Origin of the sequence: Stenotrophomonas sp. Ps181 (assembly GCF_025697425.1) — a bacterium.
GTDB classification, from domain to species: domain Bacteria; phylum Pseudomonadota; class Gammaproteobacteria; order Xanthomonadales; family Xanthomonadaceae; genus Stenotrophomonas; species Stenotrophomonas sepilia.
This window is the reverse complement of record NZ_JAHWBI010000005.1, coordinates 155,734-179,679: the sequence shown is the minus strand read 5'-3', so window position 1 is coordinate 179,679 and position 23,946 is coordinate 155,734. Positions and strand designations below refer to the sequence as shown.

General features: G+C 65.9%; 25 protein-coding genes, 1 pseudogene and 1 riboswitch. Of the genes and pseudogenes, 10 read left to right on the top strand and 16 right to left on the bottom strand.

The features are described from left to right. Positions 1-13 precede the first annotated feature (13 nt). From KXV01_RS13515 to KXV01_RS13500, 4 genes are all read left to right on the top strand, one after another. Entirely contained in the window at positions 14-451 is a 438-nt protein-coding gene (locus KXV01_RS13515) for a rhodanese-like domain-containing protein (RefSeq protein ID WP_049416566.1), read from the top strand. A 100-nt stretch (positions 452-551) separates the two neighbouring features. Continuing rightward, on the top strand, positions 552-1,070 hold the full coding sequence (secB, locus tag KXV01_RS13510; protein ID WP_005407596.1) for a protein-export chaperone SecB: 519 nt from the start codon (positions 552-554) through the stop codon (positions 1,068-1,070). A 20-nt stretch (positions 1,071-1,090) separates the two neighbouring features. Beyond that, positions 1,091-2,116, top strand: coding sequence for an NAD(P)H-dependent glycerol-3-phosphate dehydrogenase (locus tag KXV01_RS13505; RefSeq protein WP_049439236.1), 1,026 nt, complete (start codon positions 1,091-1,093; stop codon positions 2,114-2,116). A gap of 183 nt (positions 2,117-2,299) precedes the next feature. After that, on the top strand, positions 2,300-2,434 hold the full coding sequence (locus KXV01_RS13500) for a hypothetical protein (RefSeq protein ID WP_258014920.1): 135 nt from the start codon (positions 2,300-2,302) through the stop codon (positions 2,432-2,434). A 13-nt stretch (positions 2,435-2,447) separates the two neighbouring features. Here the strand turns inward: KXV01_RS13500 and KXV01_RS13495 are convergent, their stop codons facing one another. Then, positions 2,448-2,822: a hypothetical protein gene (locus tag KXV01_RS13495; protein ID WP_111096352.1), complete on the bottom strand. Its 375-nt coding sequence runs from the start codon at positions 2,820-2,822 to the stop codon at positions 2,448-2,450. 675 nt (positions 2,823-3,497) lie between these two features. On the opposite strand from KXV01_RS13495, the gene KXV01_RS13490 reads away from it, so the two are divergent. After that, positions 3,498-3,944, top strand: a complete 447-nt coding sequence (locus KXV01_RS13490) for a hypothetical protein (protein ID WP_152904756.1) — start codon at positions 3,498-3,500, stop codon at positions 3,942-3,944. A gap of 456 nt (positions 3,945-4,400) precedes the next feature. Here the strand turns inward: KXV01_RS13490 and arsB are convergent, their stop codons facing one another. The 4 genes and pseudogenes from arsB to KXV01_RS13470 form a co-directional block, all read right to left on the bottom strand. After that, positions 4,401-5,432 carry an ACR3 family arsenite efflux transporter gene (arsB, locus tag KXV01_RS13485; RefSeq protein WP_263467855.1) on the bottom strand — a complete coding sequence of 344 codons (1,032 nt, stop codon included), beginning with the start codon at positions 5,430-5,432 and terminating at the stop codon, positions 4,401-4,403. A gap of 13 nt (positions 5,433-5,445) precedes the next feature. Beyond that, a complete protein-coding gene (locus KXV01_RS13480; RefSeq protein ID WP_238378556.1) occupies positions 5,446-5,949 on the bottom strand; it encodes an arsenate reductase ArsC in 504 nt (167 codons plus the stop codon). Positions 5,950-5,985: 36 nt separating this feature from the next. After that, a pseudogene (arsN2, locus tag KXV01_RS13475) lies at positions 5,986-6,405 on the bottom strand (arsenic resistance N-acetyltransferase ArsN2); the annotation flags it as partial. Position 6,406: 1 nt separating this feature from the next. Continuing rightward, entirely contained in the window at positions 6,407-6,736 is a 330-nt protein-coding gene (locus KXV01_RS13470) for a metalloregulator ArsR/SmtB family transcription factor (RefSeq protein ID WP_049439249.1), read from the bottom strand. 17 nt (positions 6,737-6,753) lie between these two features. Here KXV01_RS13470 and arsH point away from each other — a divergent pair, with 17 nt between their 5' ends. Then, entirely contained in the window at positions 6,754-7,482 is a 729-nt protein-coding gene (gene arsH, locus KXV01_RS13465) for an arsenical resistance protein ArsH (RefSeq protein ID WP_099496088.1), read from the top strand. A 28-nt stretch (positions 7,483-7,510) separates the two neighbouring features. On the opposite strand, the gene KXV01_RS13460 is transcribed toward arsH, so the two are convergent. From KXV01_RS13460 to KXV01_RS13445, 4 genes are all read right to left on the bottom strand, one after another. Next, a complete protein-coding gene (locus KXV01_RS13460) occupies positions 7,511-7,843 on the bottom strand; it encodes a hypothetical protein (RefSeq protein ID WP_238378540.1) in 333 nt (110 codons plus the stop codon). A gap of 199 nt (positions 7,844-8,042) precedes the next feature. Continuing rightward, complete coding sequence (locus KXV01_RS13455; protein ID WP_049416581.1) at positions 8,043-8,729, bottom strand: L,D-transpeptidase; 687 nt, start codon at positions 8,727-8,729, stop codon at positions 8,043-8,045. Between the two features lie 156 nt (positions 8,730-8,885). Continuing rightward, positions 8,886-9,158, bottom strand: a complete 273-nt coding sequence (locus KXV01_RS13450) for a hypothetical protein (protein WP_005420910.1) — start codon at positions 9,156-9,158, stop codon at positions 8,886-8,888. Positions 9,159-9,370: 212 nt separating this feature from the next. After that, positions 9,371-10,366, bottom strand: a complete 996-nt coding sequence (locus tag KXV01_RS13445; protein ID WP_049416582.1) for a DUF2268 domain-containing putative Zn-dependent protease — start codon at positions 10,364-10,366, stop codon at positions 9,371-9,373. A 161-nt stretch (positions 10,367-10,527) separates the two neighbouring features. On the opposite strand from KXV01_RS13445, the gene KXV01_RS13440 reads away from it, so the two are divergent. Further along, complete coding sequence (locus tag KXV01_RS13440; RefSeq protein ID WP_049416584.1) at positions 10,528-11,103, top strand: Ax21 family protein; 576 nt, start codon at positions 10,528-10,530, stop codon at positions 11,101-11,103. A gap of 217 nt (positions 11,104-11,320) precedes the next feature. Here KXV01_RS13440 and KXV01_RS13435 read toward each other — a convergent pair whose 3' ends face one another. Continuing rightward, positions 11,321-12,418 carry a hypothetical protein gene (locus tag KXV01_RS13435; RefSeq protein ID WP_080353033.1) on the bottom strand — a complete coding sequence of 366 codons (1,098 nt, stop codon included), beginning with the start codon at positions 12,416-12,418 and terminating at the stop codon, positions 11,321-11,323. 179 nt (positions 12,419-12,597) lie between these two features. Here KXV01_RS13435 and KXV01_RS13430 point away from each other — a divergent pair, with 179 nt between their 5' ends. Both KXV01_RS13430 and KXV01_RS13425 read left to right on the top strand, forming a co-directional pair. Continuing rightward, complete coding sequence (locus KXV01_RS13430) at positions 12,598-13,572, top strand: Dyp-type peroxidase (RefSeq protein ID WP_049416589.1); 975 nt, start codon at positions 12,598-12,600, stop codon at positions 13,570-13,572. Between the two features lie 80 nt (positions 13,573-13,652). Then, positions 13,653-14,069, top strand: coding sequence for a hypothetical protein (locus tag KXV01_RS13425; RefSeq protein WP_111096359.1), 417 nt, complete (start codon positions 13,653-13,655; stop codon positions 14,067-14,069). Between the two features lie 59 nt (positions 14,070-14,128). Here KXV01_RS13425 and pnuC read toward each other — a convergent pair whose 3' ends face one another. From pnuC to KXV01_RS13400, 5 genes are all read right to left on the bottom strand, one after another. Then, on the bottom strand, positions 14,129-14,698 hold the full coding sequence (gene pnuC, locus KXV01_RS13420) for a nicotinamide riboside transporter PnuC (protein WP_111096370.1): 570 nt from the start codon (positions 14,696-14,698) through the stop codon (positions 14,129-14,131). 8 nt (positions 14,699-14,706) lie between these two features. Then, on the bottom strand, positions 14,707-16,896 hold the full coding sequence (locus KXV01_RS13415; protein ID WP_263467854.1) for a TonB-dependent siderophore receptor: 2,190 nt from the start codon (positions 16,894-16,896) through the stop codon (positions 14,707-14,709). 70 nt (positions 16,897-16,966) lie between these two features. Continuing rightward, positions 16,967-17,062, bottom strand: a riboswitch (TPP riboswitch). A 43-nt stretch (positions 17,063-17,105) separates the two neighbouring features. Next, on the bottom strand, positions 17,106-18,230 hold the full coding sequence (locus KXV01_RS13410) for a phosphotransferase (protein ID WP_099496094.1): 1,125 nt from the start codon (positions 18,228-18,230) through the stop codon (positions 17,106-17,108). Positions 18,231-18,359: 129 nt separating this feature from the next. Further along, positions 18,360-18,767: a glycine zipper 2TM domain-containing protein gene (locus KXV01_RS13405; protein ID WP_049416597.1), complete on the bottom strand. Its 408-nt coding sequence runs from the start codon at positions 18,765-18,767 to the stop codon at positions 18,360-18,362. A gap of 426 nt (positions 18,768-19,193) precedes the next feature. Further along, on the bottom strand, positions 19,194-19,832 hold the full coding sequence (locus KXV01_RS13400; protein ID WP_049439268.1) for a response regulator transcription factor: 639 nt from the start codon (positions 19,830-19,832) through the stop codon (positions 19,194-19,196). A gap of 75 nt (positions 19,833-19,907) precedes the next feature. Here KXV01_RS13400 and KXV01_RS13395 point away from each other — a divergent pair, with 75 nt between their 5' ends. After that, positions 19,908-23,507 carry a transporter substrate-binding domain-containing protein gene (locus KXV01_RS13395; protein WP_164282717.1) on the top strand — a complete coding sequence of 1,200 codons (3,600 nt, stop codon included), beginning with the start codon at positions 19,908-19,910 and terminating at the stop codon, positions 23,505-23,507. Here KXV01_RS13395 and KXV01_RS13390 read toward each other — a convergent pair. Beyond that, positions 23,501-23,902: a c-type cytochrome gene (locus KXV01_RS13390; RefSeq protein WP_049416603.1), complete on the bottom strand. Its 402-nt coding sequence runs from the start codon at positions 23,900-23,902 to the stop codon at positions 23,501-23,503. The genes KXV01_RS13395 and KXV01_RS13390 overlap by 7 nt on opposite strands. Positions 23,903-23,946 lie beyond the last annotated feature (44 nt).

Here is a 23,946-nt window from a genome sequence, read left to right as displayed (position 1 = left end):
ACCCGTGACCTGAGTGAATTACGAAGAGTTGCTGGCCTTTGCAGGCCGAAACCCGATGCTGTCCGCGGCCCTGGTCGGCCTGACCGTGGCCATCATCGTCACCGAGATCCGCCGCCTGTTCCGGGGCTTCAAGGGCATCAAGCCCGCCGAACTGACCCAGCTGATCAACGCGGGCGGCACGGTGGTGGTCGACCTGTCGGCCAGCGGTGACTTCGAAAAGGGCCACATTGCCGGCAGCCGCAATGCCCAGGCCAGTGCCTTCGGCCCGGAAAACAAGCTGGTGGCCAATGCCAAGCAGTCGCCGGTGGTGCTGGTGTGCCGCAGCGGCAACGCTTCGGAAACCGCCGCCAAGGCGCTGAAGAAGGCCGGCTTCGAAAAGGTCTACGTGCTCGATGGCGGCATTCCCGCCTGGCAGCAGGCCGAACTGCCGCTGGTCAAGGGCCGCAACTGATTGTCGCAGGTGGCGGATCCGGCCTTGTCTGGGCCTGGTCCCGCCCCCATCGCAGTAGTTCGACCATCGTTTTCATTGCATTCACCTGGAGTTACTGGAAATGTCCGAAGAGATCACCAACGGCGCCGCTGCGCCGGTCGATGCCGCTACCGGCCCCGCTTTCACCGTCGAGAAGATCTACGTCAAGGACGTCTCCTTCGAGTCGCCGAACGCGCCGACCATCTTCAATGACCAGGTGCAGCCGGAGCTGCAGCTGAACCTGAACCAGCAGGTGCAGCGCCTGGGTGAGAACGCCTTCGAAGTCGTGCTGGCCGTGACCCTGACCTGCCAGGCCGGTGAGCGCACCGCCTACGTGGCCGAAGTGAAGCAGGCCGGCGTGTTCGGCCTGGTCGGCCTGGACCCGCAGTCGATCGACGTGCTGCTCGGCACCCAGTGCCCGAACATCCTGTTCCCGTACGTGCGCCAGCTGATCAGCGACCTGATCCAGGCCGGCGGCTTCCCGCCGTTCTTCCTGCAGCCGATCAACTTCGAAGGCCTGTACGCAGAAACCCTGCGCCAGCGCCAGGAGCAGGGCGACGCACCGTCGCTGGCTGACTCCGAGCCGGCCGGCAACGCCTGATTCCTGCCGCGACGTCACGGATGAGCACTCCCGCTGACAAGATCGCCGTGCTGGGCGCCGGCTCCTGGGGAACCGCGCTGGCCAGCCTGCTCGCACGGCACGGTCACCCGACCGTGCTGTGGGGGCGCGATGCTGCCGTGGTCGACGCCATCGACCAGCGCCACGAGAACCCGCGTTACCTGCCGGGCATCCCGCTGCCGGACAGCCTGCGGGCTACCACCGACCTGGCGTCGGCGGTGCAGGGCGCGGCCTGGATCCTGGTGGTGACGCCGTCGCACGCGTTCGGCGAGACCGTGCGTGCGTTGGCGCCGCTGCGGCCGGCCGGTGCCGGCGTGGCCTGGGCCACCAAGGGCTTCGAACCCGGTTCGGGCCGTTTCCTGCATGAAGTGGCGCGCGAAGTGCTGGGTGAGGATGTGCCGCTGGCCGTTGTCACCGGGCCGTCGTTCGCCAAGGAAGTCACCCAGGGCCTGCCGACCGCGATCACCGTGCACGGCGACATACCCGAGTTCGCGCAGACGGTGGCCGAGGCGATGCATGGCCCGGCGTTCCGCGCCTACACCGGCGACGACATGGTCGGTGCCGAGCTGGGCGGCGCGATGAAGAACGTGCTGGCCGTGGCCACCGGCGTGGCCGATGGCATGCAGCTGGGCCTCAACGCCCGTGCCGGCCTGATCACCCGTGGCCTCAACGAGATGCTGCGCCTGGCCGCTGCGATCGGCGCCAAGCCGGAAACGTTGATGGGCCTGGCCGGCCTGGGCGATCTGGTGCTGACCTGTACCGGCGACCTGTCGCGCAACCGCCGCCTGGGCCTGGCCCTGGGCCGCGGCCAGACGCTGCAGGATGCGGTGCGCGAGATCGGCCAGGTGGTCGAGTCGGTGCAGACTGCCGATGAAGTGATGCGACAGGCGCGCCGTCATGGCATCGACCTGCCGATCTCCGACGGTGTGCGTGCCGTGCTGCATGGCGAGCAGACCCCGGAAGAAGGCCTGCGCGCACTGCTGGCGCGGGAACAGAAACCGGAGTATCCGGACACGCTGTTCAAGTGAATCGAAAAACCCCGGCCACGTGCCGGGGTTTTTTTTGTGCGCGTGCCATCCACACATGGCGTGGATCTACGACGGAGCCCGCTTCTGGTAGCTGCCAACCTTGGTTGGTTCTATACCGCCTGCCAGGCCCACGACTGCCCCGGCACCGCCTTGGCGATGCTGTATTCGCCGACGGAGGCGAAGATGGTCGGCCGTCTTACCGCGCGTTGTCGTGTGTGGTGGCTGGGTGAGCCGACGGCGGAACAGCGTGCGCAGATCGAACAACGCCAGCCACTGCAGGATGCCGCGTTGAAGGAAGACAGCGCACTCTGCGAGTGATGTGGCGCCCGCGTCATCCTTCCGGCTGCATGCGCGTGCTGGCCTGTGCGTTCATGGTCAGGCACGCCAGGATCAGCCCTTCCATCACCCGGTCGCCCACGTACTCGGCCTCCGTGCCGCTCTGACGCACGCGCTCGGCCGCCAGCAGCAGCTCCAGCGTCACGCGTTGGCCGGCCAGCGCACAGTCCGCATCGGCCAGCGCCATGCAACGGCCCGGCATCTGGTGACGCTCCGGCCAGGGTTGGCCATCGGCGGCCGCGCCTTTGCCGATGCGGCGAAGCGTGGCGATGAAGGCATTCGGATCGGTCGCAGGCGCGTGCTCTGATGGCTCACCGTCAGTGGCAGATGTGCGATGCGGATGCAGGCGGGGGAAGTCCGGTGATGTCATGGCAGTGCTCCGTGCAGGACAGACGGCAGCCGCCACGCAAAGGTGGCGGGCGGAGACGTGGCTCGAAAACCGGGACAGTGCGTACAAGGCCGGCAGGCACAAGGCCTCCACGCTCCGCCCGCCATAGTCGGCAGACGAATTGCCCGCCGGCGCCACACTAAATGACGCCGACGGGCAGGCGCATACAACGTACGCATTGCCACGGGTTTTCGAGGCCCGGCCACCCATCTTCCGGTGGCCCGCCATCTGTACCGCTGTCGCTGCGAAACGCCAATCAGACAAGTTGCAAACAGCGTTTGATCGAAGACGCTTTCAGCATTCTTGCATGCTGTTAAGCCGTCGCGGACGAAGGTGCCGCAACGTCCGTAGCAGCATGGGGAATATGCGACATGGGTCGAAGTTGAGGGTGCTGCGCTCTGCCGCGTCACCTGGCCGATGACGACAAGGTGGGGTGGAAGCAGCAAGATCGCCGTTGGACTATTGAATGACCCTGATCGCCCACAACATTGCGCTTCAACAGAAGGGCTGCCTTTTTTCGGAGCAGGCACAGACGGTGTTGTGCCTACTGGAGCACAGCAGTGGAGTAGGCCTCCATCGCAACGGTGTCGCAATTCACGCTTTGCGGAGTCAGAGTATGTCGCTATAAACGCTTCCTCCTTTCCATGACTGCGCACCATGAATCTGAGAGATTTGTTGATCTCTGCTGCCTATCGCAAATATTTATCTGACTTGGAATCGCATCTGATCGGGCACCCTTTCAACCAAGACGCACCCATTAGGGCCGTTATTGTCCGCTTGCATGAAGAATGGATGGGGTACGCCGAGGTGACACCTGAAGCGCTGCTGGGCCTGATTGAAGCGGAACGCGTTCAGACCTTCAGATACATTGCGCGGAAGCTCACTGCATACATGGAAGCGGAAGGAGGGCCAGACAATATTGTCAATGAGCCCGCAAACCTGCACATGCCCATCGGTCATCTGATCGAGTACTGGTTGCACCGTGGCGAGGGCCCAGATCTAAGAAACTATCTGAGAAAAATCCGCATGCCCGGCGCCACTGCCTATGCCAAGGAGACGGCAGTGATGTTCCGGGCTGCTCGAATTACTGCTATCAGTCAGTAGACCCGGGCCATGGGGTCCACGACCAACGCTGCCTGGTGGGTCACGCGCCACAGTTCAAGCTCTTCTGTGAGTTGAGGCCAGAGATCGGCCGTCCACGAGGGGCGTTGCTTCGGAATGCCTCTTCGGAAGGCAGGCAGGCCGTCAACCTGCACATTGGCAGCTCAAGCACGAACGAGCCGTGCGGGCCTGTGCAGACCAGTTCTTCCCTCCATCGTGCTTTGAATTAGAAAACGGACATGCAGACGTAACACCTGAACCAAGCCGGCCCGCAACGCGTGTTTCCCCAGCGTGGCCTGTACGCCGGCGTGCTACTTGCTCGCGCGCCGCGCACTTTTCTCGTCTTCGTCCTTTGCATCATGGGTCGAAGTTGATGACGTGGCGTACGGGTACCCCACCAAGCCGATGACGACAGTGCGGGGCGAAGAACGTAAATCGATTCCCACACACTTTGATCTGTCAGCGCTCTCCGGGTCTTTCGTACCAAGCCTGAGTACGATTCACGATCCGCACCACGGACAGCATGACCGGCACCTCGATCAGCACGCCCACCACCGTCGCCAGCGCAGCACCCGAATGCACGCCGAACAGTCCCACCGCAGTCGCCACCGCCAGTTCGAAGAAGTTGCTGGCGCCAATCAGTGCTGACGGGCCCGCCACGCAATGTGCCACGCCCAGGCGGCGGTTGAGCAGGTAGGCCAGGCCCGAAGTGAAATAGACCTGGATCAGGATCGGCACGGCGATCAGCGCGATCACCAGCGGTTGCTTCACGATCTGCTGGCCCTGGAACCCGAACAGCAGCACCAGCGTCAGCAGCAGGGCGGACAGCGACAGCGGGCCCAGCCGTCGAAGCGCACGCTGCAGCCTCGCCTCGCCGCCACGCGAAAGGATCCAGCGCCGCAGCAACGCGGCCACCAGCACCGGCACCACGATGTAGAGGCCAACCGACAACAGCAGGGTGTCCCACGGCACGGTGATCGCCGACAGGCCGAGCAGCAGTGCCACCACCGGTGCGTAAGCGACCACCATGATCGCGTCGTTCAACGCCACCTGGCTCAGGGTGAAATTCGCATCGCCACGGCACAGGTTGCTCCACACGAACACCATGGCGGTGCAGGGCGCGGCTGCCAGCAGGATCAGCCCGGCGATGTAGCTGTCGATCTGCCCCGGCGGCAACCAGTCGGCAAAGGCATGGCGCAGGAACAGCCAGCCCAGCAGCGCCATCGAGAACGGCTTCACGGCCCAGTTGATGAACAGCGTCACCCCGATACCCTTCCAGTGCTGCTGCAACTGGCGCATCGCAGTGAAGTCGACCTTCAGCAGCATCGGGATGATCATCAGCCAGATCAGCGCGGCAACCGGCAGGTTGACCTTGTCCACTTCGGCGGAGGCCAGCGCCGCGAAAGCACCGGGCAGGACGTGGCCCAGCAGCGTGCCCATCGCAATGCACAGCACAACCCACAGCGTCAGGTGTCGCTCGAACAGACTCATGGCAGTGGCACCGTCACTGCGCGCTGTCGGTCGGCAGCAGCTGGCCGATCCGGTCCAGCGCGTGCTGCAGCGCTTCGCGTTCGGACCACACCGATTCGGGCAGTGCGAGCAGCGCACGCAGGCGCGTTTTCACGATGGCATGGGCCAGTGCGAAGGCTGCGGCCTTGTCGGCATCGGTGCCTTCCACGGCGGCCGGATCGGGCAGGCCCCAGTGGCTGCGGATGAAGTCACCGAACACCACAGGGCAGGCTTCGGCAGCGGCCGCGTCACACACGGTGATCACCAGGTCCATCGGCGCTGCATCCACGAACTCATCCCACGACTTGCTGCGCAGACTCTCAATGGGCATTCCTTCGGCCTGCAACTGGGCGAGCGCGAAGGGATTGATCTGGCCAGTGGGCTGGCTGCCCGCACTGAAAGCCCTGAAGCGATCGCCGCCCCAGGCGCGCAGGGTGGCTTCAGCCAGCACGCTGCGCGCGCTGTTGCCGGTGCAGAGGAACAGGACATTGCGGGTCATGTGGCTTCCGTGGTCAGTGAGTGGCTTGGACATGCAAAGCGCGCTGGCCGGGCAGAGACAAGTGAACTCGGCAGAGCTGCGGATCGCCTCGGCTATCTGCGCGCGATCGCATCCGGCATAGCCGTGCCGCGCGAACCACGGGCCTGCCGACGTTGTCAGCAACACTAGTTCCCAGACCTGCATGCGGCGGGCCATGTCCTCGGCCGCTGACAGCAACGCGCGCCCAAGGCCGGTATTGCGTCGGTCATCGGACACCACCAGGGAGCGAAGCAGGGCCGACGCGCCGAAGATCTGCAATCCAACGGCACCCACGGGAACGCCGTCGAGGTCTGCGACGAGAAACGCCACCTCGCTGCTTTCCAGATCGGCCACGGGCAACTGCGCCTGCTGCAGAAGGTCGCGGATGGAGCACACGTCGTCGCGCGTGCCTGCACGAATCACCGGGTCGGGTTTCATCTCAGCACCTGCATGCCGGTTCGCTCACCGCGCACCGCGCATCCGGGGAGCCCGCGCAGCAGTTGTGCGTCAGGTACTGGATCAAGCCGTTCATCGCATCGAAGTTGGCGCGGTAGCAGACGTGGCGACCTTGGCTTTCGCTCGCCACCAGCCCAGCCTGCACCAGCTCCTTCAGGTGGAAGCTGAGCGTGGCTGGAGGCACCTGCAGGGCCGTGGCGATGTCGCCCGCCATGCGCCCTGCCGGCCCCGCCTCCACCAGCAGGCGGAAGGCAGCCAGGCGGGTGGCATGGCCGAGGGCGGTCAGGGCGGTGATTGCATTCGACGTTTCCATATTTCTAGAATAGTCGAATGAATGTGCCAATCACAAGCCCGGACCTGCCCAACCTGGCGGAATCGTCATTGCCCCAGCCCGATCATCACCAGCTCGCCGCGGCAGATCTGGGGCCGCCACGCATTCTCCTGCTCTACGGCTCGCTGCGGCCCCAGTCGTTCAGCCGCAAGCTGGTGCTGGAAGCCGAGCGGCTGCTGCGCCACTTGGGGTGCGAAACCCGGGTGTTCGATCCGCATGCGCTGCCGATGCTGGACAGCGTGGATTCGAGTCATCCCGAAGTGCAGCGGCTGCGCGCCTGGTCGCAGTGGTCGGAAGGGCAGGTCTGGGTCAGCCCCGAGCGGCATGGCACGGTCACCGGCGTGTTCAAGAACCAGATCGACTGGTTGCCGCTGGAAGATGGCAGCGTGCGGCCCACGCAGGGCAGGACGCTGGCGGTGATGCAGGTGAGTGGCGGCTCGCAGTCGTTCAATACGGTCAACACGTTGCGCGTGCTCGGCCGCTGGATGCGCATGCTGACCATCCCCAACCAGTCGTCGGTGGCCAAGGCCTGGCAGGAATTCGATGACGACGGCCGGATGAAGCCCTCGCCGTACTACGATCGGGTGGTGGACGTGATGGAAGAGCTGGTGAAGTTCACGCTGCTGACGCGGGGCCGGTCGGACTACCTGGTAGACCGCTACAGCGAGCGGAAGGGCGACGCGCACGCCGCGGCATTGGCGCGGGCTGCAGAGGCTACGGCTTCCTGATCCTCATTGGTGCCGATGTGAGGCACGCTCACCCAAGCAGCCTCTTCACCCTTGAAGCTGCAAGGCGGATGATCACCACATAGGCCAGCAACATGCCGGTGCCGATGCCCATTACTTCGATTTCCCAGTTGCGGCGGTAGGGAGAAGGGCCCATGAAGGCCCACGCCAGAAGCACCGCCGCAATCAGCAAGGCGCTGCGATTGGCCTTCGAAATGAGCTCATCTTCGGTCGCGTGCCCCATGTTCGGATCCCAGGAACCGAGCAGCCATCCCAGGCCACGCAGGTACTCGCGCGCCACGAAGAACAGGAAGACGAATACGCCACCCATCGTGCTCAGCAGAAACTGGAAGAGTGGGTCCACCGGCGGCCTCTTGGACGAGGCAGGCATTGCCTCGCAGGATCATCAACGGGCGCAGTATGCCAGCGCGCCGCGCCTCGGGGGGCACCCGGTCTCATAGGCAGGCGGCTTTCCACGAGCAGACTGTGCATCGCAGCCGCCCCGGCGGCCGGGCATGGCCCAGGCATGTGCCCACAACGCCCAGAGCGGACGCACAAACGCACTACTCGCCAGCGTGCTGTGCAGTCTTCTTTTCGTCGCCATCCGCGGCGGCACGGCTCTGCGCGAACGCCGGGAACGTCTTCGCGATCGAATCCTTGTCCGGCAGGATGTAGAACACGCCGCCCTTCTCGAACGTGGAGTGCACGATCTGCTCGTAGAACGCCGGCGAGACGTTGATGCAGCCGTGGGTGACGCGATTGTCGTCCGGCGTCGGCGTTGCCAGTCGTTCGGCACGCTTTTCCTTCGGGCTGCCCGGCGGCAGCGGATGCATCGACACGGCGGAATCGTAGTCCACCCACAGCACGCGCCCGGCATCGTCGGAGGGGCCATAGGCACCAATGAAGCGGCCCGCAGGCGTGGTGCGGTCGTGGCCGGGAATCGCGCTCAGGGCAAGCTTGGCGACGCCGGGTGCGGAATGATCGCCGATGGCCGAACCGAACAGCGCTGGTGCGGCGCCGCGCAGCTTGCCGTCGCCACCGAAGACCAGGACCTGCGCGGCAGCCTTGTCCATGATCGCGAACGGATAACCCTGGTTGTCCTTGCTGGCGACCACCCAGCCGGCCAGCTCGATCACCGTTTCGGAGACGCTCTGGTCGGGCGGAAGTTCATCAACGGCGGCCGACGGTGGTGCGGGTGCGTCCTTGTCCCTGGCGTTGGCTACGCCGCTGCATGCAACGGCCAGTGCCATGGCCAGTGCGGCATGGAGGGCGCGGCGTGCAGGGGAGGAGGAGGTACGAATGGGACGGCTCCTGGCAATGCAATCTTGGTGGAAGGACGCCAGTGGCCGGTGAGGGCCACTGGTTCCCGATACAGAGGTGGATCAATTCAAACGGTGAGGGAACGATCAGCCGCGCGGCTTGCGTCCGACGGGAGCCCTTTCAAGCTGCTGCACGCGGCCTTCGATCTGGTCCAGGCGCTGATTGGCCTGCTGTGCCGACTGGTTGGCGGACTCGGCACTCTGTGCAGCGCCCTGCACCTTTACATCGAGCTGATCGAGGCGCGAGTTGATGGTTGCGAACTCGTCCTTGTAGGTGGCACAAGCGCCAAGGCTCACGGTGGCGATGAGCGCTACAGCAAGTGCGCGGGCCGTCTTCATGTGTTGCGGGTTCAGGTTCATTGCACTCCCTCCTTCGTCTGGGGAAGCTGGAATATAGCGGCGTTTGTTCCCCACGCTGACAAGCGCTTTCAGCTGAAGTTGGAAGACGTGGAAGGGTTGTGAAATATGTTCGTCAGCGAAGCTTAACGAGTGAGATCAGGCGAGCTGATGTGCACAGAGGCGACGGCCTTGCGGTTGCTCGAATCGCCCAATTCATCAGCCTGAAGACGGCCTCATTCCTGGCCGTTTTCCACTGGCCCACACGCCGGGCGCCATTCACTTGCGGCGAACAATGCCGGCGCACTTTCCGGGCGCACCTCCAGCAGCGTGGCGACGGCACCGGCTTTGTCATCGGCGCGGGCAACGTAGTCAGCGGCAATGCGGTAGCCGATCCAGTAGCCAAGATCGCCGCGGCGCGTTTCGTCGCCCGCTCCGTTGTAGAGCCATTGCGACAGATCAGTACCGGCGCTGTCCCGGGCGAACTGGCGTTCCAGGGCGCATTCGCGGCCCTGCGTCCAACGACGCAGATGCGCGTTGGCCGGTTGCCCGGAGATCAGCTCGGTCACGTACTCGGCGCCTCCTTCCAGCAGCGTCTGATAGAGCAGGGTCGGTTGCGCAACGTCCGCGGCTGCGCCCGGCTGCTGGATGTGTACATACTCATGGGCGATCAGGTGCACGAAACGGTCGCTCACATCGGCCTGCATCCAGTCGGCGTTGCACAGTGCTTCCAGTCCGATCACCACGCCGTCGGGCGTGGTGACACCGCCGCTGTTGCCCCGACCCACCAGCACGGTGACCGGCGGAAAACGTGCGGAGGGAAGCAGGGTGCCCAACCGATCGAGCGCCTTGGCAACCCGCTCGCGGATCTCCGGCAGCGCCGTCGCACAGGTACGTGCTTTGGCAAACAGCGCAGGTTTGTGCTGGATCGCATCTGCAAGACGATCCATCGAGCCGATACGGCTGTCAGTGAAGCTGCGTAGTGCATCCGTACCCGCATGCAGATAGCCACGCTGCAGATCGTCGGCACTCGGCTTGCCTCCGCTTGCATCCAGCACGTTGAAGAAGCGCGTGACATCGTCGGTCTGAATCACGATGCGCCCGGAAGGGCGGGTTCGCTCGGCTGCGTTGGCTACCTGCAGCATCATCGGCAGGGCGAAGAGCAGCAACGCCCGCGCTGTGCGTCGGGCATGCAGCGGAAACAGCAGTGACGGGATGGCTACGTGCGGCATGAGGAGTTCCCTGAACGCCAGCCTTATTTATACACCAGTCAGTTCAATATTCAGGGCCGATTAGACCCCCTAACGGATAATTCACACCTGTCGACCGCCTCCTCTCTCTCCCCCTCCCGGGAGGCGGCCGACGAAACCAAAATAATTAAAGGTGTGTCCCGATGAACAAGAATTCGCTGCTCGCCCTGGGCCTTCTGGCTGCTCTGCCGTTCGCTGCATCGGCAACCGATGGCCTGTCGTACAACTACGTTGAAGGCGGCTACGTGAACACCGATGCCAAGGGCGGCGACGCCGATGGTTGGAAGGTGAAGGGTTCCGTGGCGGTGCACCCGAACTTCCACATCTTCGGCGACTACAGCGCGCAGGAGACCGACACGTTCAAGAATGACGTCGACCAGTGGCGCATCGGTGCCGGCTACAACTACGGTATCGCACCGAACACCGACCTGGTGGCCCGCGTCGCGTACCAGAAGTTCGACATGAAGCACGGCCTGGACTTCAACGGCTACTCGACCGAGGTCGGCGTGCGCACCGCGTTCAACCCGTACGTGGAAGGCTACGTGATGGCCGGCTACGAGGACTACGCCAAGAAGCACGGCATCAACCCGGACGGCGAGTTCTACGGCCGCGTCGGCGCCACCGCCAAGTTCAACCAGAACTGGGGCCTGAGTGGCGAAGTGAAGCTGGCCAAGGCCGGCGACCGCGAGTGGTTCGTGGGCCCGCGCTTCACCTGGTAACAAACGCCCGTCGTTAGAGCGTGTTGTGCTGGCGTGTGACTCTCTCTCTCTCTCCCACACGCCAACCGAAGCCCGGCCTCGTGCCGGGCTTCTTTTTTTGTGTAGAACAATATCTGCTGCTGTCGAGCCCGGTTGCTTTGCCACTGGAGCATTCAGGGTATCTCCTGCAATGCTCTAGCGTGCTGGATCAGCAGAGGGAAAGAAATTCCTGTACTTTCTAGAACAGTGGCTGGCGCTCTGATTCGCCATGCCAGCAGGTGCCATGCAGGAAGCTGTCGCGTTCCTCGGCTTGGGTCAGTGGGAAATGGGCGATGTGCGTATGGAGGATCTGCTGCAGCTCGGCGTGGGCTTGGCGCTGCAGTTCGCCCGGAATACTGGCTATTCGACGGTAACCTTCCAGGAGTGCGGGATCCGGTTCCCTGGGTGCGCAGTGCTCGGTGCGCAGCCGCGAGCGTATCGTGTGAGAGTCGATTTCAACGATCAGGCCGGTCAGATCCTGATTAAGGATCTCGCGCAACAGCTTCAATTTGCGCGCCTTGGTGAAGTCGGTGCCACGGAACGTTGTGTTGTAGGGGGGCTGGAAATGGTTGATCAATGCAGCCTCTGCAAGGCACACGCGCGCGTGCCGCCCCACCTCCGCAGTAAGCAGACGATCCAGATGTGATCGATCCTCCTCAACAGTAGAGGAGGGTATAAGGTTCAGATCGCCCGCCGAGCTGATCATCACTCGGGAATCGCCGAATCTGTAGAGCAGCAGCAGTACCTCCGCTTCGGGCTGGTGGGTATGCATGTCCGCGAGGATTCGCTGCAGCGTCGAGTGGTTGTAAAGCCGGTCGATCGCCAGTCGGGAACGGGTGCGACCGATACCCTGACCAACATAGAGAACACTCAGATCCCGTTCCTCAGGTGTAAGCTGGCACTCTGCTTTGGCCACGATGACGTGGGATCGTATCTGCAGCCTATTGCCATCGACGTCGAGTACAAGGTGCGTTCCGGTCGGCGCAGCCCAAGCGCGGAGGGTGCCGGGTGGATGGTGATCCAGCACGTCGTGCAATGCCAGACGGAACGGCACCGGCCGCCATTGGTCACGTGCCACCATCAGGTTGCCGATCAAAGCACCCTGCTGGATGGCAACCGATGCCGGATCAATCAGCATGCGTCGACGAATCGCCACCATGTAGATATTGCAGCCCTTAAACCTTTCGCGGGTCTTGTCATCGTCAATTGTGTGGAAAAGATCTGCCGGCGACAGGACGCCAGGCCCACCTGATATCAGGTGCAACGCGCCCTCCATACTGAACTTGCGTGACGACATGGCAGTGCATCGATTCATTGAAGGTATTCAAGCCTGAAGGTATCCATCGCAGCGCGCAACCAGTGGAGGCGGTCTGACGCGCGAACTGAGAACCGCTCCGTCGCCCGCGAGGCCGTTCCGCTATGATCGCCCGCACATCGCCACGCGCGATGCGCCCGCCTCAAGCCCGCAGGAATACCGTGAACACCCAGCCCGCCCAGATCACCGCTCTCAATCACACGCTCGACAACGAGCCGCAGCAGATCACCGCGCCGCTCACCCATTCGGCGGCGTTCCTGGTGCTGAAGGTGAAGGACGACGAGGCGTCGATCGCCAAGGCGCGCGAGGTGCTGGCCAGTACCGACGATCTGATCAAGAACACCGCCATCCGCGAGATCGAGCGCACCTTCACCTGCAACGTGGCCATCGGCCATCGCGTGTGGCAGCCGCTGGTAGGGTCCACGCCGCCACGCGAGCTGAAGCCGTTCCGCGAGATCAAGGGCGCGACCCACACCGCTGTGTCCACGCCCGGTGACCTGCTGTACCACATCCGCGCACGTACCATGGACCTGATCGTGGCGTTCGAGCGCAATCTGCTGATGGCCTTCGGTGATGCGGTCGAAGCGGTCGATGACGTGGCCGGCTTCCGCTACTTCGATGGCCGCGACCTGCTCGACTTCGTCGATGGCACCGCCAACCCGGAAGGACTGTCGCTGCCGGAAGCCACCATTGTTGGCGATGAAGACCCGGAGCATGCCGGTGGCAGCTACGTGGTGGTGCAGAAGTACCTGCACAACCTCGATGCCTGGCGCGCGCAGAAGACCGAGGCGCAGGAGGCGATCATCGGCCGCACCAAGCACGACAACATCGAGCTGGATGATGCGCCGGCCGATGCGCAGAAATCGCACAAGACGCTGTGCACCATCGAAGACGCTGACGGCGAGCACGAGATCCTGCGTGACAACATGCCGTTCGCCAACCCGGGCCGTGGCGAGTACGGCACCTACTTCATCGGCTACACGCGCCGCCTGTGGGTGATCGAGAAGATGCTCGAGCGCATGTTCATCGGCAATCCCGCGCCGCTGCACGACCGCATCCTCGATTTCTCCACCGCCACCACCGGCGTGACCTTCTTCGCGCCCTCGCGCAAGGTGCTGGCCGACCTGGGCGAGTGATCGCGCCGGGCCGACCGCCATCTGCCTGTCATCTATGACGCCGACCATGGCGCGCTGGATGGGCGCGCAGGAGGCAGGCGATTGTCATGGCAGGGAACAGGACAGGCCTACGCCGCTGGTGGCGGCGTCTGGCTGCGGTGTTCGGCGCACTGGCACTGGGGAGTGCCGCGGCGTCCGCGCAGGAAGCCCCTGCGCACTGGATGGCCTACGCCGCCGCCGTGGGTGGCCAGCTGCAGCAGCGCCTGCAGCAGGAACAGGACCCGCAGGCGCAGCGCGTGCTGCAGTGGCTGCAGGCCCACTCGGACACGCCGACGCCGCTGCCGGTGAGCGTGTGGATCGCGGCGGATGGCCGTATTTCGAAACTGGAATTCGACAGCCTGGGTGACGCCCAGGTCGACGCCGACCTGCGCGCGACGCTGCAGGCCGGCCCGCTGCAGGCGGGACCGCCGGCGGACATGCGCCAGCCGCTGCGGCTGGGTTTGGCCCTGACCCCGTAGATCCACGCCATGCGTGGATGGCGCGCCGATTGCCCGCAACAGCCACGCATGGCGTGGCTCTACTGCGTTGCCACCTGCGGCTCGCGCGCGGCCGCGCTCCATGCGCGCAGGCCGAACACGGCCAGACCGAGGAAGAACACGTACAGCGCGGCGGTCACGTGCAGCGACTTGAACAGGTAGGCGCCCACGTAGACCACGTCCACGGCGATCCATACCCACCAGCAGGCGACGTGGCGGCGTGCCTGCCACCACTGGCCGACCAGGCTCAGCGCGGTCAGCATCGCGTCCAGCCACGGCAGTGCGGCATCGGTGAAGCTGTGCATGGCCGCACCCAGCGCCACGCCACCGCACAGGCCGATGGCCAGGTCGCGCAGCAGCTTGCCGCGCGCCAGCGGCACGATGCGGATGCTGCCTTCATCGGCGGCGTGCTGGCGCCAGTTGAGCCAGCCATAGACCAGGAAGCCGCCGAAGGCGACCTGCAGCAGGGTGTCCGAATACAGCTTGGCCTCGGCGAACACCAGGCCATACAGCGTGACCGACAGCAGGCCCACCGGCCATGCAGACAGCCGGCGCCGGGCCATCAGCCAGACGCCGAGGACGCTGCACAGCGCGGCGGTCCACTCGAGCACGACGCCGTTCACAGCGCGAACGTCACCGACAGGCGCGCCTGTCGCGGTGCGCCGGGGAACAGGTAGTAGTCACCGCCGCTGCTGCCGGTATCGCGCCAGTAGAAACGGTTGAACACGTTGTCCACCGACAGGTTCCAGGTCACGGCGCGCTCGTGCAGCCGGTGCTGGAAACGCAGGCCGGCATCGAACACCGAGTAATCCGGCGCGCGTACGGCGCCGTCGGCGCGTGCCACGTTGGCACCGGCATAGCGCCACCCGCCAGTGACATCCAGGCCCTGCACGAACGGCAGCGCATAGGCCACGTGCACGCTGGCACGCACCTTCGGCACGTTCACCAGCTGATGACCCTCATAGGCCGGCGTGCCGGTGTCGCGCGCGCGCGCCTGCAGCACGCTGGCGCTGGCCACGACCTGCAGCGCATCGGTCAGCTGGCCGTTGGCGGTCAGCTCCAGGCCGGTGTGGGTCTGGGTGCCTTCCTCGACGAAGGTGTAGCCCACGTCGCTGTTGTCCGGCTTGGCGTACTGGTACGGCTGCGAAATGCGGAACACCGCCGCGCCCAGGGTCAGCGCTTCGACCGGCACGTACTTCAGGCCCACTTCCAGCTGCCGCGACTGCACCGACGGCAGGAAGGTGTCGGCGTTGCTGGTCCAGAACGGCGCTTCCTGGCCCAGCGAAATGCCGCGCACGTAACTGGCGTAGGCGTTGAGCTGGTCGGTGGCTTTCCACACCACCGCGGTCTGTGGCAGGAAGCGCGACAGGCGGCTGTGCCGCTGCGGGGTGCCGCGCTTGTCGTAGGCCCGCTCATCCAGGCGGACGAAGCGGCCACCGGCCAGCCACTGCCAGTCGTCACCGAAGCTGATCCGGTCCAGCACGAAGAACGCGGTCTGGCGGCTGTCCAGGCGACGTGCGGACGGGCCCGGCATCTTCGGCGACGGCGCGAACACCGGCACCGGTGCGTCGTGGATGTTGCTGGTGCCAACGTACTCGTTGACGCTCGGGCGCCTGTCCACGGTGCGGCGGAAGTAGTCGGCCCCGAGGGTCAGCTGGTGGCCGACGCTGCCGGTCTCGAAGCGGCCACGCAGTTCGGCACGAGCCTGCTGGTTGCGGCGCGTGTCGTCCGGACTGCGGTAGTCGTAGATGTCATAGTCGCCGTTGGGCGCGAAGTAGTTGCCCGGCACGCTGCCGTCGGCACATTGCGCGGCGTAGTAGCAGCCGTAGGCGAAGGCGACGTTGTCATCGATCACCGAACGGCTGTGGCCCACCGATACACGTGATTGCCAAGCGTCGTTGAAGTCGTAGGTATGCAGCGCGGTGATGTTGGTGCTGGCGATATCCACCGGCCGCTGCCACGGCTGGTAGCCGAGCAGGTGCTCGCGGTCGACGCCGCGCGGCAGGTCACGTGCGCCCAGCAGCTGGTAGCCGGACACCGAGCGCTGCGAGCTGGTCTGGTAGTTGGCATCCACTTCCAGCTTGCCGCGCTCGCCGATCAGCCAGTCGGCGGCCAGCGAGTAGAAGTTGCGGCGGCCATCGGCGTGCTCGACGTAGGAATTGCTGGAATCCCATGCGGCATTCAGGCGCAGGCCGAAGCGCGGGGTGATCCAGTGGCCGACATCGACGGCGACGTAGCGCGAGCCTTCCGAATCGGTGCCGAGCGTGGCGGTGCGCACTTCGGCCGGGCGCTTGCCGATGTAGTTGATGATTCCGCCCGGCGCCATCACGCCTGCCGCCAGGCCGGCTTCACCCTTGAGGATCTCCACCGACTGCACGTTCTCCAGCGGCAGGCGTTGCTCGCCGGCGATGGACAGCCCATTGAAGCGGTAGCCGGTGGCGGCGTCCAGGGCGAAGCCGCGGATGGCGACGTTCTGGTAGTAGCCCACCGGCGCGTAGGCATCACCCAGCGAGGCATCATTGCTGGCCAGCTCGGACAGCGAACGTGGCTGGCGGCGGTCGAGATAGTCGCGCTCGAGCACGTTCACCGAAGCCGGCGTGTCCTTCCACGAACCGCCACCGAAGGCGTTCACGCGCGAGGTATCGGCCTTCGGTTTGCCGGCCTGCACGCGCACCGCTGCCAGTTCGGTCGGCGAGCGTTCGGCGCCGATGGCGGCCGCATCGGTGGTGGCCTCGGCCTCGCTGGCATGTAGCGGCAGCGCGGCACAGAGGGCGAGGGAGAGCAGGGTGGGGCGCAGGCAGCGGTTCATTCGGTTCGTCTTCGGCCAACAAGGGAGACGAAGCGACGGCGCGCAGGTGCACCGGCCCAGGATGGGGATGTGGCTGCGGCTCAAAGCTCCCTACGCCGGTGCAAACCGGATCAGGTTCCAAGGGACTCTCTCAGCCTGGCAGATCCAGGCACCCCCGCTTCAGGTGACCATTTCACTACAAATGGTACGGATTTGCGAGCCGGTGCCCTTCAGGCTGCCGCGTGCAGCGCGTTGAGCAGTGCCTGCCCTGGCGCGCTGTGGAACCACGCCGGATGCCCCAGCATGAAGGGTTGCCACGCCACATCGGCATTGGCGGTCGAGCCGGTGACGCCCTCGAAATACTCCACTTCGGACAGTGCGAAGTCGAAGTGCACCATCGGCAGCAGGTCGGCCAGCAGGTGCACGCGTGCCGCCGACAGCGGCAGCACCTGGCGGTAGCCATCGAGCAGCGCCAGCGCGATATCGATGCGCACTGCCTCCATGCCGCGCGCCAGTTCCAGCCATGCCACGGCGTTGCGCTCGATTGCGGTGGCGAGGTCGAACAGTGCGCTGGTGGGCGAGGTCAGGCCGAAATCCAGCACGGTGCTGACCTGCCCGTCGCGCCACAGCAGGTTGGAGACATGCCAGTCGTTGTGCGCCCACAGCCGTGGTTCGTCGTGCAGGCGCTCGGCCAGTCCCGTGTGCCACGGCAGCACGTCACGCCGCAGCTGCGTTTCCCACGGAATGCGCGCGAGATAGCGGGCCAGGCCGGGGCGCTCGTGCAGCCCTGCCTTGATTGCGGCAATCGGATCGTCGGCGCGGATCAGGTCGTCGCGCGCCACCAGCAGATGGGTGCTGCGCTGGGGCGCGTGGTAGCTGGCGGCGGCGCGGTGCAGCTGTGCGAGTGCGCGTCCGGCTTCGCGGGCCTGCGCGACATCGGTCAGCAGCGACCACGACACCGCGTCGCGGTACAGGTCGTCGCCTACGCCGACGTCGTGCAGTTCAAACGTCCATTCGCCGTGTTCGACCGCGGTGTGGCCATCGGTTGCCGCCAGCACCTGCACCACCGGCACGCCGGCAGCGGCGAGATGGGCGATGAAGCGGTGCTCTTCCTCCAGGCAGGCCGCGTTGCGCACGCTGTGGTGATGGCGCTTGATGAACACTGCGCCGCGCGTGCCATCGACGATGGCGGCAGCCGACAGTGGCCGCGGGCTGTGCCAGCGTGGCTGGCTGCCGCTGTCCAGCTGCGAGTAGCGCTGGCGCAGCCATGCGATGTCCGCCGCGCTGATCGGTGGCCAGTCGGCAGCCACCTCGTCGTTGTTGAGGCCCTGCACACGGTGGGAGGAAGACGTCATGCCGCGGCCCGAGAGGGGAAAGTCACATCCAAGGCTGCGCATTCAACGCCATGCGCGCGGCCAACGCAAACGGGCGGGTCATCGACCCGCCCGTCTCTGCCATCGGCAGGGGTACCGCCGCCGTGCCGTTTACCAGCCGCGATGGCGACCGCGGTCGTGGTAGTAGCGGTTGTCGTAGTAACGCTCGCGCTGCCAGCGGCGGTCGTCGCCACGGTCGTAGTAACCGCTGCGGTAGTAGCCACGATCGTAGCGGCGGTCGTAGCGGTTGTCATAGTAACGATTGTCGTAATAACGACGGTCGCGGCGGTCGGAGGTGGTCAGATTGCCGATCGCGCCGCCGGCCACGGCACCACCGACGGTGGCGGCAGGATCACCGTTGGAGAGCAGGTTGCCGGCCACGCCACCGACCACGGCGCCGACCAGGGTGCGCTTGTCCTTCCTCGACATCGCGCTGGCATCGCTGACCACGGCGACACCGGCCACCAGTGCCAGCGCCATCGCCAGACCACGGAAGCTGAGTGTGGAAGTACTGAGCATGATTCGTTCTCCTGTGAGGTGCATGCCACGCTGGGCAGGGAGGGCGCGGGGCGCCCCGGCTGCCGTGATGTCCACGCTGGCGTTCCAACATTGCCGGAACATTGCCTGGCGTATCGAGCGGCTTGCGCATTCATCTAGCGGCAGGTGGCATGAAGCAAGGCTGAAAGCGGCCTCGGCCGCTCAGCTGGCAGAAAGGGAAAAGGCCACGCGGGCGTGGGCCCTCCCTTCTCTGCCAAGGCGTTGGCATGTCAGACGCCCGTCGCTCGCTGGCGGCCCGCGTCTCCACGGTGACGCGGCTGGCGGCCGGACATGAGCCGGGTCGATTCCTTCGACCTCGAATTGAGAACCCACGCCCGTTCATCCTGGTACAGATCCGCAGACCAGCAAGGCGGCCGCCGTTGCCGGGGCGATTATGTGAATCGCGTCTCAGATTTTGCCGTCACGCAGGTAGTCGAACAATTCGGCATCGCCCTTCAACCCCAGCTTGAGCATCGCGTCGCCCTTCTGCCGGCTGATGGTGCTGACGCTCTTGTGCAGCAGCAGCGAGATCTCCTTCACTGTCATGCCGGTGCCGAGCAGGCGCAGCACCTCCACCTCGCGCGGGGACAGCGGCTTGCCGTCACCCTCGCGCATGCGCCAGCTGCCGGCTGCCTCGACCCGCTCGCGCAGGCTGCGGCTGATGTAGGGCTGGCCGCGGTAGACCGCCTGGATCGCCTGCGGCAGCTCGTCCATCGACGAACTCTTGTCGACCAGGCCGAGCACACCACTGTCGAGCACCATGCGCAGGATCGCCAGGTTGCTGGAAACGCTGAGCATCAGCACCGGCAGGTCCGGGTGGCGGCGCCGGATCATGCCGATCATGGCGAAGCCATCGGCCTGCGGGCTGCCCGGCATGGAGTAGTCGGTGACCAGCAGGTCACAGGGCTGGTTGGCGAGCAGGGTCATCAGTGCCTGCGCGCTGTCGGCCTCGCCGACCACGCGGCCCACGCCACTGGACTCGATGACGGCGCGGGTACCGATGCGGACCACCGGGTGATCGTCTGCGATGATGATGCGCAAGCTCATGCTCTAGTATGGCCATCGGGCACGCCGGACCGCGACGATCGCGGTCCCTGGCAGGATTCTAGGAGATCGACGCAGATGCGTAGGTGGGCTGTTCGCGGGCTGCTCCTGCTGCTGGCGGTGCTGGCGCTGCCCGTGGCCCAGGCACAGCCGGCCCCTGGCCTGCTGCCGCTCAGCCCGTTGCAGCGCGAATACCTGGTGGCGCATCCGACCATCGTTGTCGGGCAGTATGACAGTGGCTGGCCGCCCTTCGAGTCCCTCCGTGATGGCGAGCAGGTCGGGCTGGGACCGGACTACCTGTCGCATCTTGCTCGCCAGCTCGATGTGAAGGTCGAGGCGCGCCGCTATCCGGACTGGACATCCGTGCTGGATGCGGCATGTCGTGGCGAGATCGACGTGGTGATGAATGTTGGCCTCAGTGCCGACCGCACCCGCTGCATGGTCTATACCGCGGCCTACAGTGAGGCGCCCCTCGCACTGGTGGGCCGGCCCGATGACCTGCGTGCCTCCGACATGCCGGACCTGGATGGCCTGAGGGTCGTGATCGAGCAGGATTTCCTGACCGGTCCGCAGGTGCGCGCCCGATTCCCGCGTGCCCGCCAGCTTGTCGCAAACGACACGTTGAGCGCATTGCAGATGGTCATAGACGACAAGGCCGACGTCTACATCGGCAATGCCTTTGTCGCCACCGAGCTGATTGCCAGCCGGCGCCTGCAGGGCGTGGCGCTGCTGCGGCCGAGCGACCTGCCCCCTGAGCGGCTGCACTTCGGCATTCCCAACAGCAAGCAACCGCTGGCCGAAGCCCTGGACCTGGCGCTGGCCGCGACCAGCCAGGCCCAGCGCGATGCCCTCGCACAACGCTGGTTGTCACCGCCGCACTGGTCGGCATCGGCGCAGCTGGCGCTGAGCCAGGCCGAGAAGCGTGTGCTGGAGAAGCCGCTGATGATCGGTTTCGCGCCGAATGCCGCGCCCCTGTCGTTCACCGGCGAGGATGGCCGGCCCAGTGGCCTGGCCAGCGAGTACCTGCAGCGCCTGATGCAGGCCGGCGCCAACCTGAAGGTCGAGAACAGCCATGACTGGTACGAGGTGCGTGAGAAGGCCCGCCGCGGTGAACTGCAGGCGGTGATGGGCATACCCGTTGATTCGCGCTACCTGGGCCCGGACTGGGTGTTCAGCCAGCCCTTCATCAGCGTGCCGAACGTGATTGTGGTCAGGAGCGATGGTGAGTCGCTGCTGGGCCTGGCCGACCTGCAGGGCAAGCGCGTGCTGCTGTCCGACCCGGAGCGCGTGCGTGGCTATGTGCAGCAGCAGGCGCCGCAGGCCCGGATCATTGCTGCGCGGAGTGCCGAGCAGGCGCTGCAGCGCCTGCTCGAGGGTGAAGCCGATGCCTATGTCGGCAACCTTGCCGTGGTCGATCACCTGCTGCGCAGCCGTTTCCCGGGGCGGATGCAGGTAGCGGCTCCGGCCGGTTTCAACGACCAGCTGGCGCTGGCAGTGGATCGCCGCCATGCGGCCCTGGCCACGACCTTCGATCGCCTGCTGCTGCAGATGACCCCACGCAAGCGCGAGGCGCTGCGCAGCGACTGGCTGGCGGTGGAGTACCGCAATGGGGTGGACTGGAGCAATCTGCTGCGGTGGGGCGTGCCGGTGCTGATGGTGCTGCTGACCGCGCTGCTGGTGCATGGCGTGGGCCATTGGCGGCTGCGCCGTGAGGTGGCAGGACGCCGCCAGCTGGAGCAGCGACTGGCCGAGGTGACCGACAACCTGCCGGCGGTGGTCTACCAGGCCCGTCGCGATGCCGATGGCACGCTGAGCTTCCCGTTCATCGCCGGCGACCTGCCTGCATTGTTCGGCATCACCCGGCAGCAGGCCGAACAGGATGCGAGGGTGTTGCTGGAACGCGTCGAGCAGGAGGACCGCGCGCGCATCCTGCATTCCATCGAGCAGGCCGCGCACCAGTTCGCGCCGTTGATCCTGGAGTTCCGCCTGCGCAGCGACGGGGAAGGCGTGCGCTGGGTGCGCAGCCAGGCCCATCCCTACGCCGCCGAAGAAGGCGCGGTGATCTGGAGCGGGTACTGGGTGGATGTAAGCGAAGCCCGGATGCAGGCCGATGCACTGGCGGCGGCGAAGGCGGACGCCGAGCAGGCCGCTGAGGCCAAATCGCGTTTCCTGGCCACGATGAGCCACGAGATCCGTACGCCGATGAGCGGCGTGCTGGGCATGCTGGAGGTGCTGGCGCACTCACCGCTGGACAGCGAGCAGCAGCGCATCCTCGGCGTGATCGAGGATTCGGCGCAGATGCTGCGGCAGATCCTCGACGACATCCTCGATTACTCGCGGCTGGAAGCAGGTGCACTGCGCCTGGAGCCGGTGCCGCAACCGCTGCGGCCCCTGCTGGAAAGCGTGTGCCGCCTGCTGTCCGCGCAGGCCAGCGCGCGTGGCCTGGCGCTGCACGTGCAGATCGATCCCCAGCTGGCGCCGGCCCACGAAGTGGACGGCGTACGGCTGCGCCAGATCGTGTTCAACCTGCTCAGCAATGCCATCAAGTTCACCAGCCAGGGCGAGGTGCGCCTGCAGCTGGAGGTGCTGGGGCCGACCAGCGAGGACGGTGTGCAGCCGCTGTGCCTGAGCGTGACCGACACCGGCGTGGGCATCGCACCGGAACAACTGCAGCACCTGTTCGCGCCATTCACCCAGGCCGGCGCCTACATCCAGCGTGACCACGGCGGCACCGGCCTGGGCCTGAGCATCTGCCAGCGCCTGGTGCAGATGATGCAGGGCGAACTGACCCTGCACAGCACGCTGGGCGAAGGCACGCGCGCCGAAGTGCGGGTCTCGCTGGTCGAGGCCGGCAGCGAGGACGCGGCGGCGCTGCTGGCCGAGCAGGAGCAGACCGCGCTGCTGCCCGCCGCGTTGCGCCAGGCGCGGGTGCTGGTGATCGAGGATCACCCGACCAACCAGGCGATGATGGCGTGGCGGCTGCAGCAACTGGGCGTGCCCCATGTGCTGCTGGGCGACGGCCAGCAGGCGCTGGACCGCTTGTCATCGGAGTCCTTCGACCTGGTCATTGCCGACTGCCGCATGCCGGTACTCGACGGGTTTGGATTCACCCGCCTGCTGCGCGAACGCGAGGGTCGTACCGGGCAGCCGCGACTGACGGTGCTGGCATTGACCGCCAGCGTGCTGGACGACGATGCGCGCCGCTGCCGCGAGGCCGGCATGGACGAGGTGCTGGCCAAGCCGCTGTCGCTGGCCACGCTGCGCACCGCGCTGCTGCGCTGGCTGCCGCAGGCACAGGGCCAGTCGTTCGATGCGCCAGTGCAGGAGACTGTCGCCGACGACGCTGAAGTACTGCCTGATCTGGCCACCCTGCAGCAGCGCTATGGCTCGCGCGCCGTGGCCGAGCAGCTGCGCGACAGCCTGTTGCAGGCCAGTGAAAGTGATCTGGCGGCGGTACAGCGCGCCGTGCGGGCCGGTGACCGCGAGACTGCGGCGCTCCACCTGCATCGCCAGGCGGGTGGTCTGGGGGCAATCGGGGCAAGCGCACTGGCCGGGCAGGCCAACGCGCTGGTCGAGCGGCTGCAGGATGCGACCGAGGCCGATCCGGCACCGGTGTTCGCCGCTGTAACGGCGTTCGTGGCACGGCTGCAGCACCAGCTGCAGCGATTGGCTCACTGAGCCGACTGCTGTTGCAGGTAAGCGATCACCAGCGCGCGGCGTTCGGCGCTGGGAAAGGCGTTGTACATGCGTGTGCCGGGCACCACGTGGGTGGGCGACTGCAGGAACGCATCCAGGGTCTGCGCGGTCCAGGTGATGTCGGCGCGGCGCATGCCCTCGGAATAGCCGTAGTCGGGCAGGCTGCCGGCGCGGCGGCCGATCACGCCGTGCAGGTTCGGCCCGAAGCGGTGGATGCCGCCGGGCTGCACGGTGTGGCAGCCGGCGCACAGTTCGAACGCGCGCTGCATGGCCTGCTGCCGGGCCTGTTCGGGCGTGGCCGGCGCCGCAGGCGGGCGCTGGCAGGCCGTGGCGAGCAGGGCCACGGCAACGGTGGTGAGCAGGCAGGAGGCACGCATGGGCGGGCAGGATAGCGGTGCGGTGGAGCGGCCGGGCTGCGACA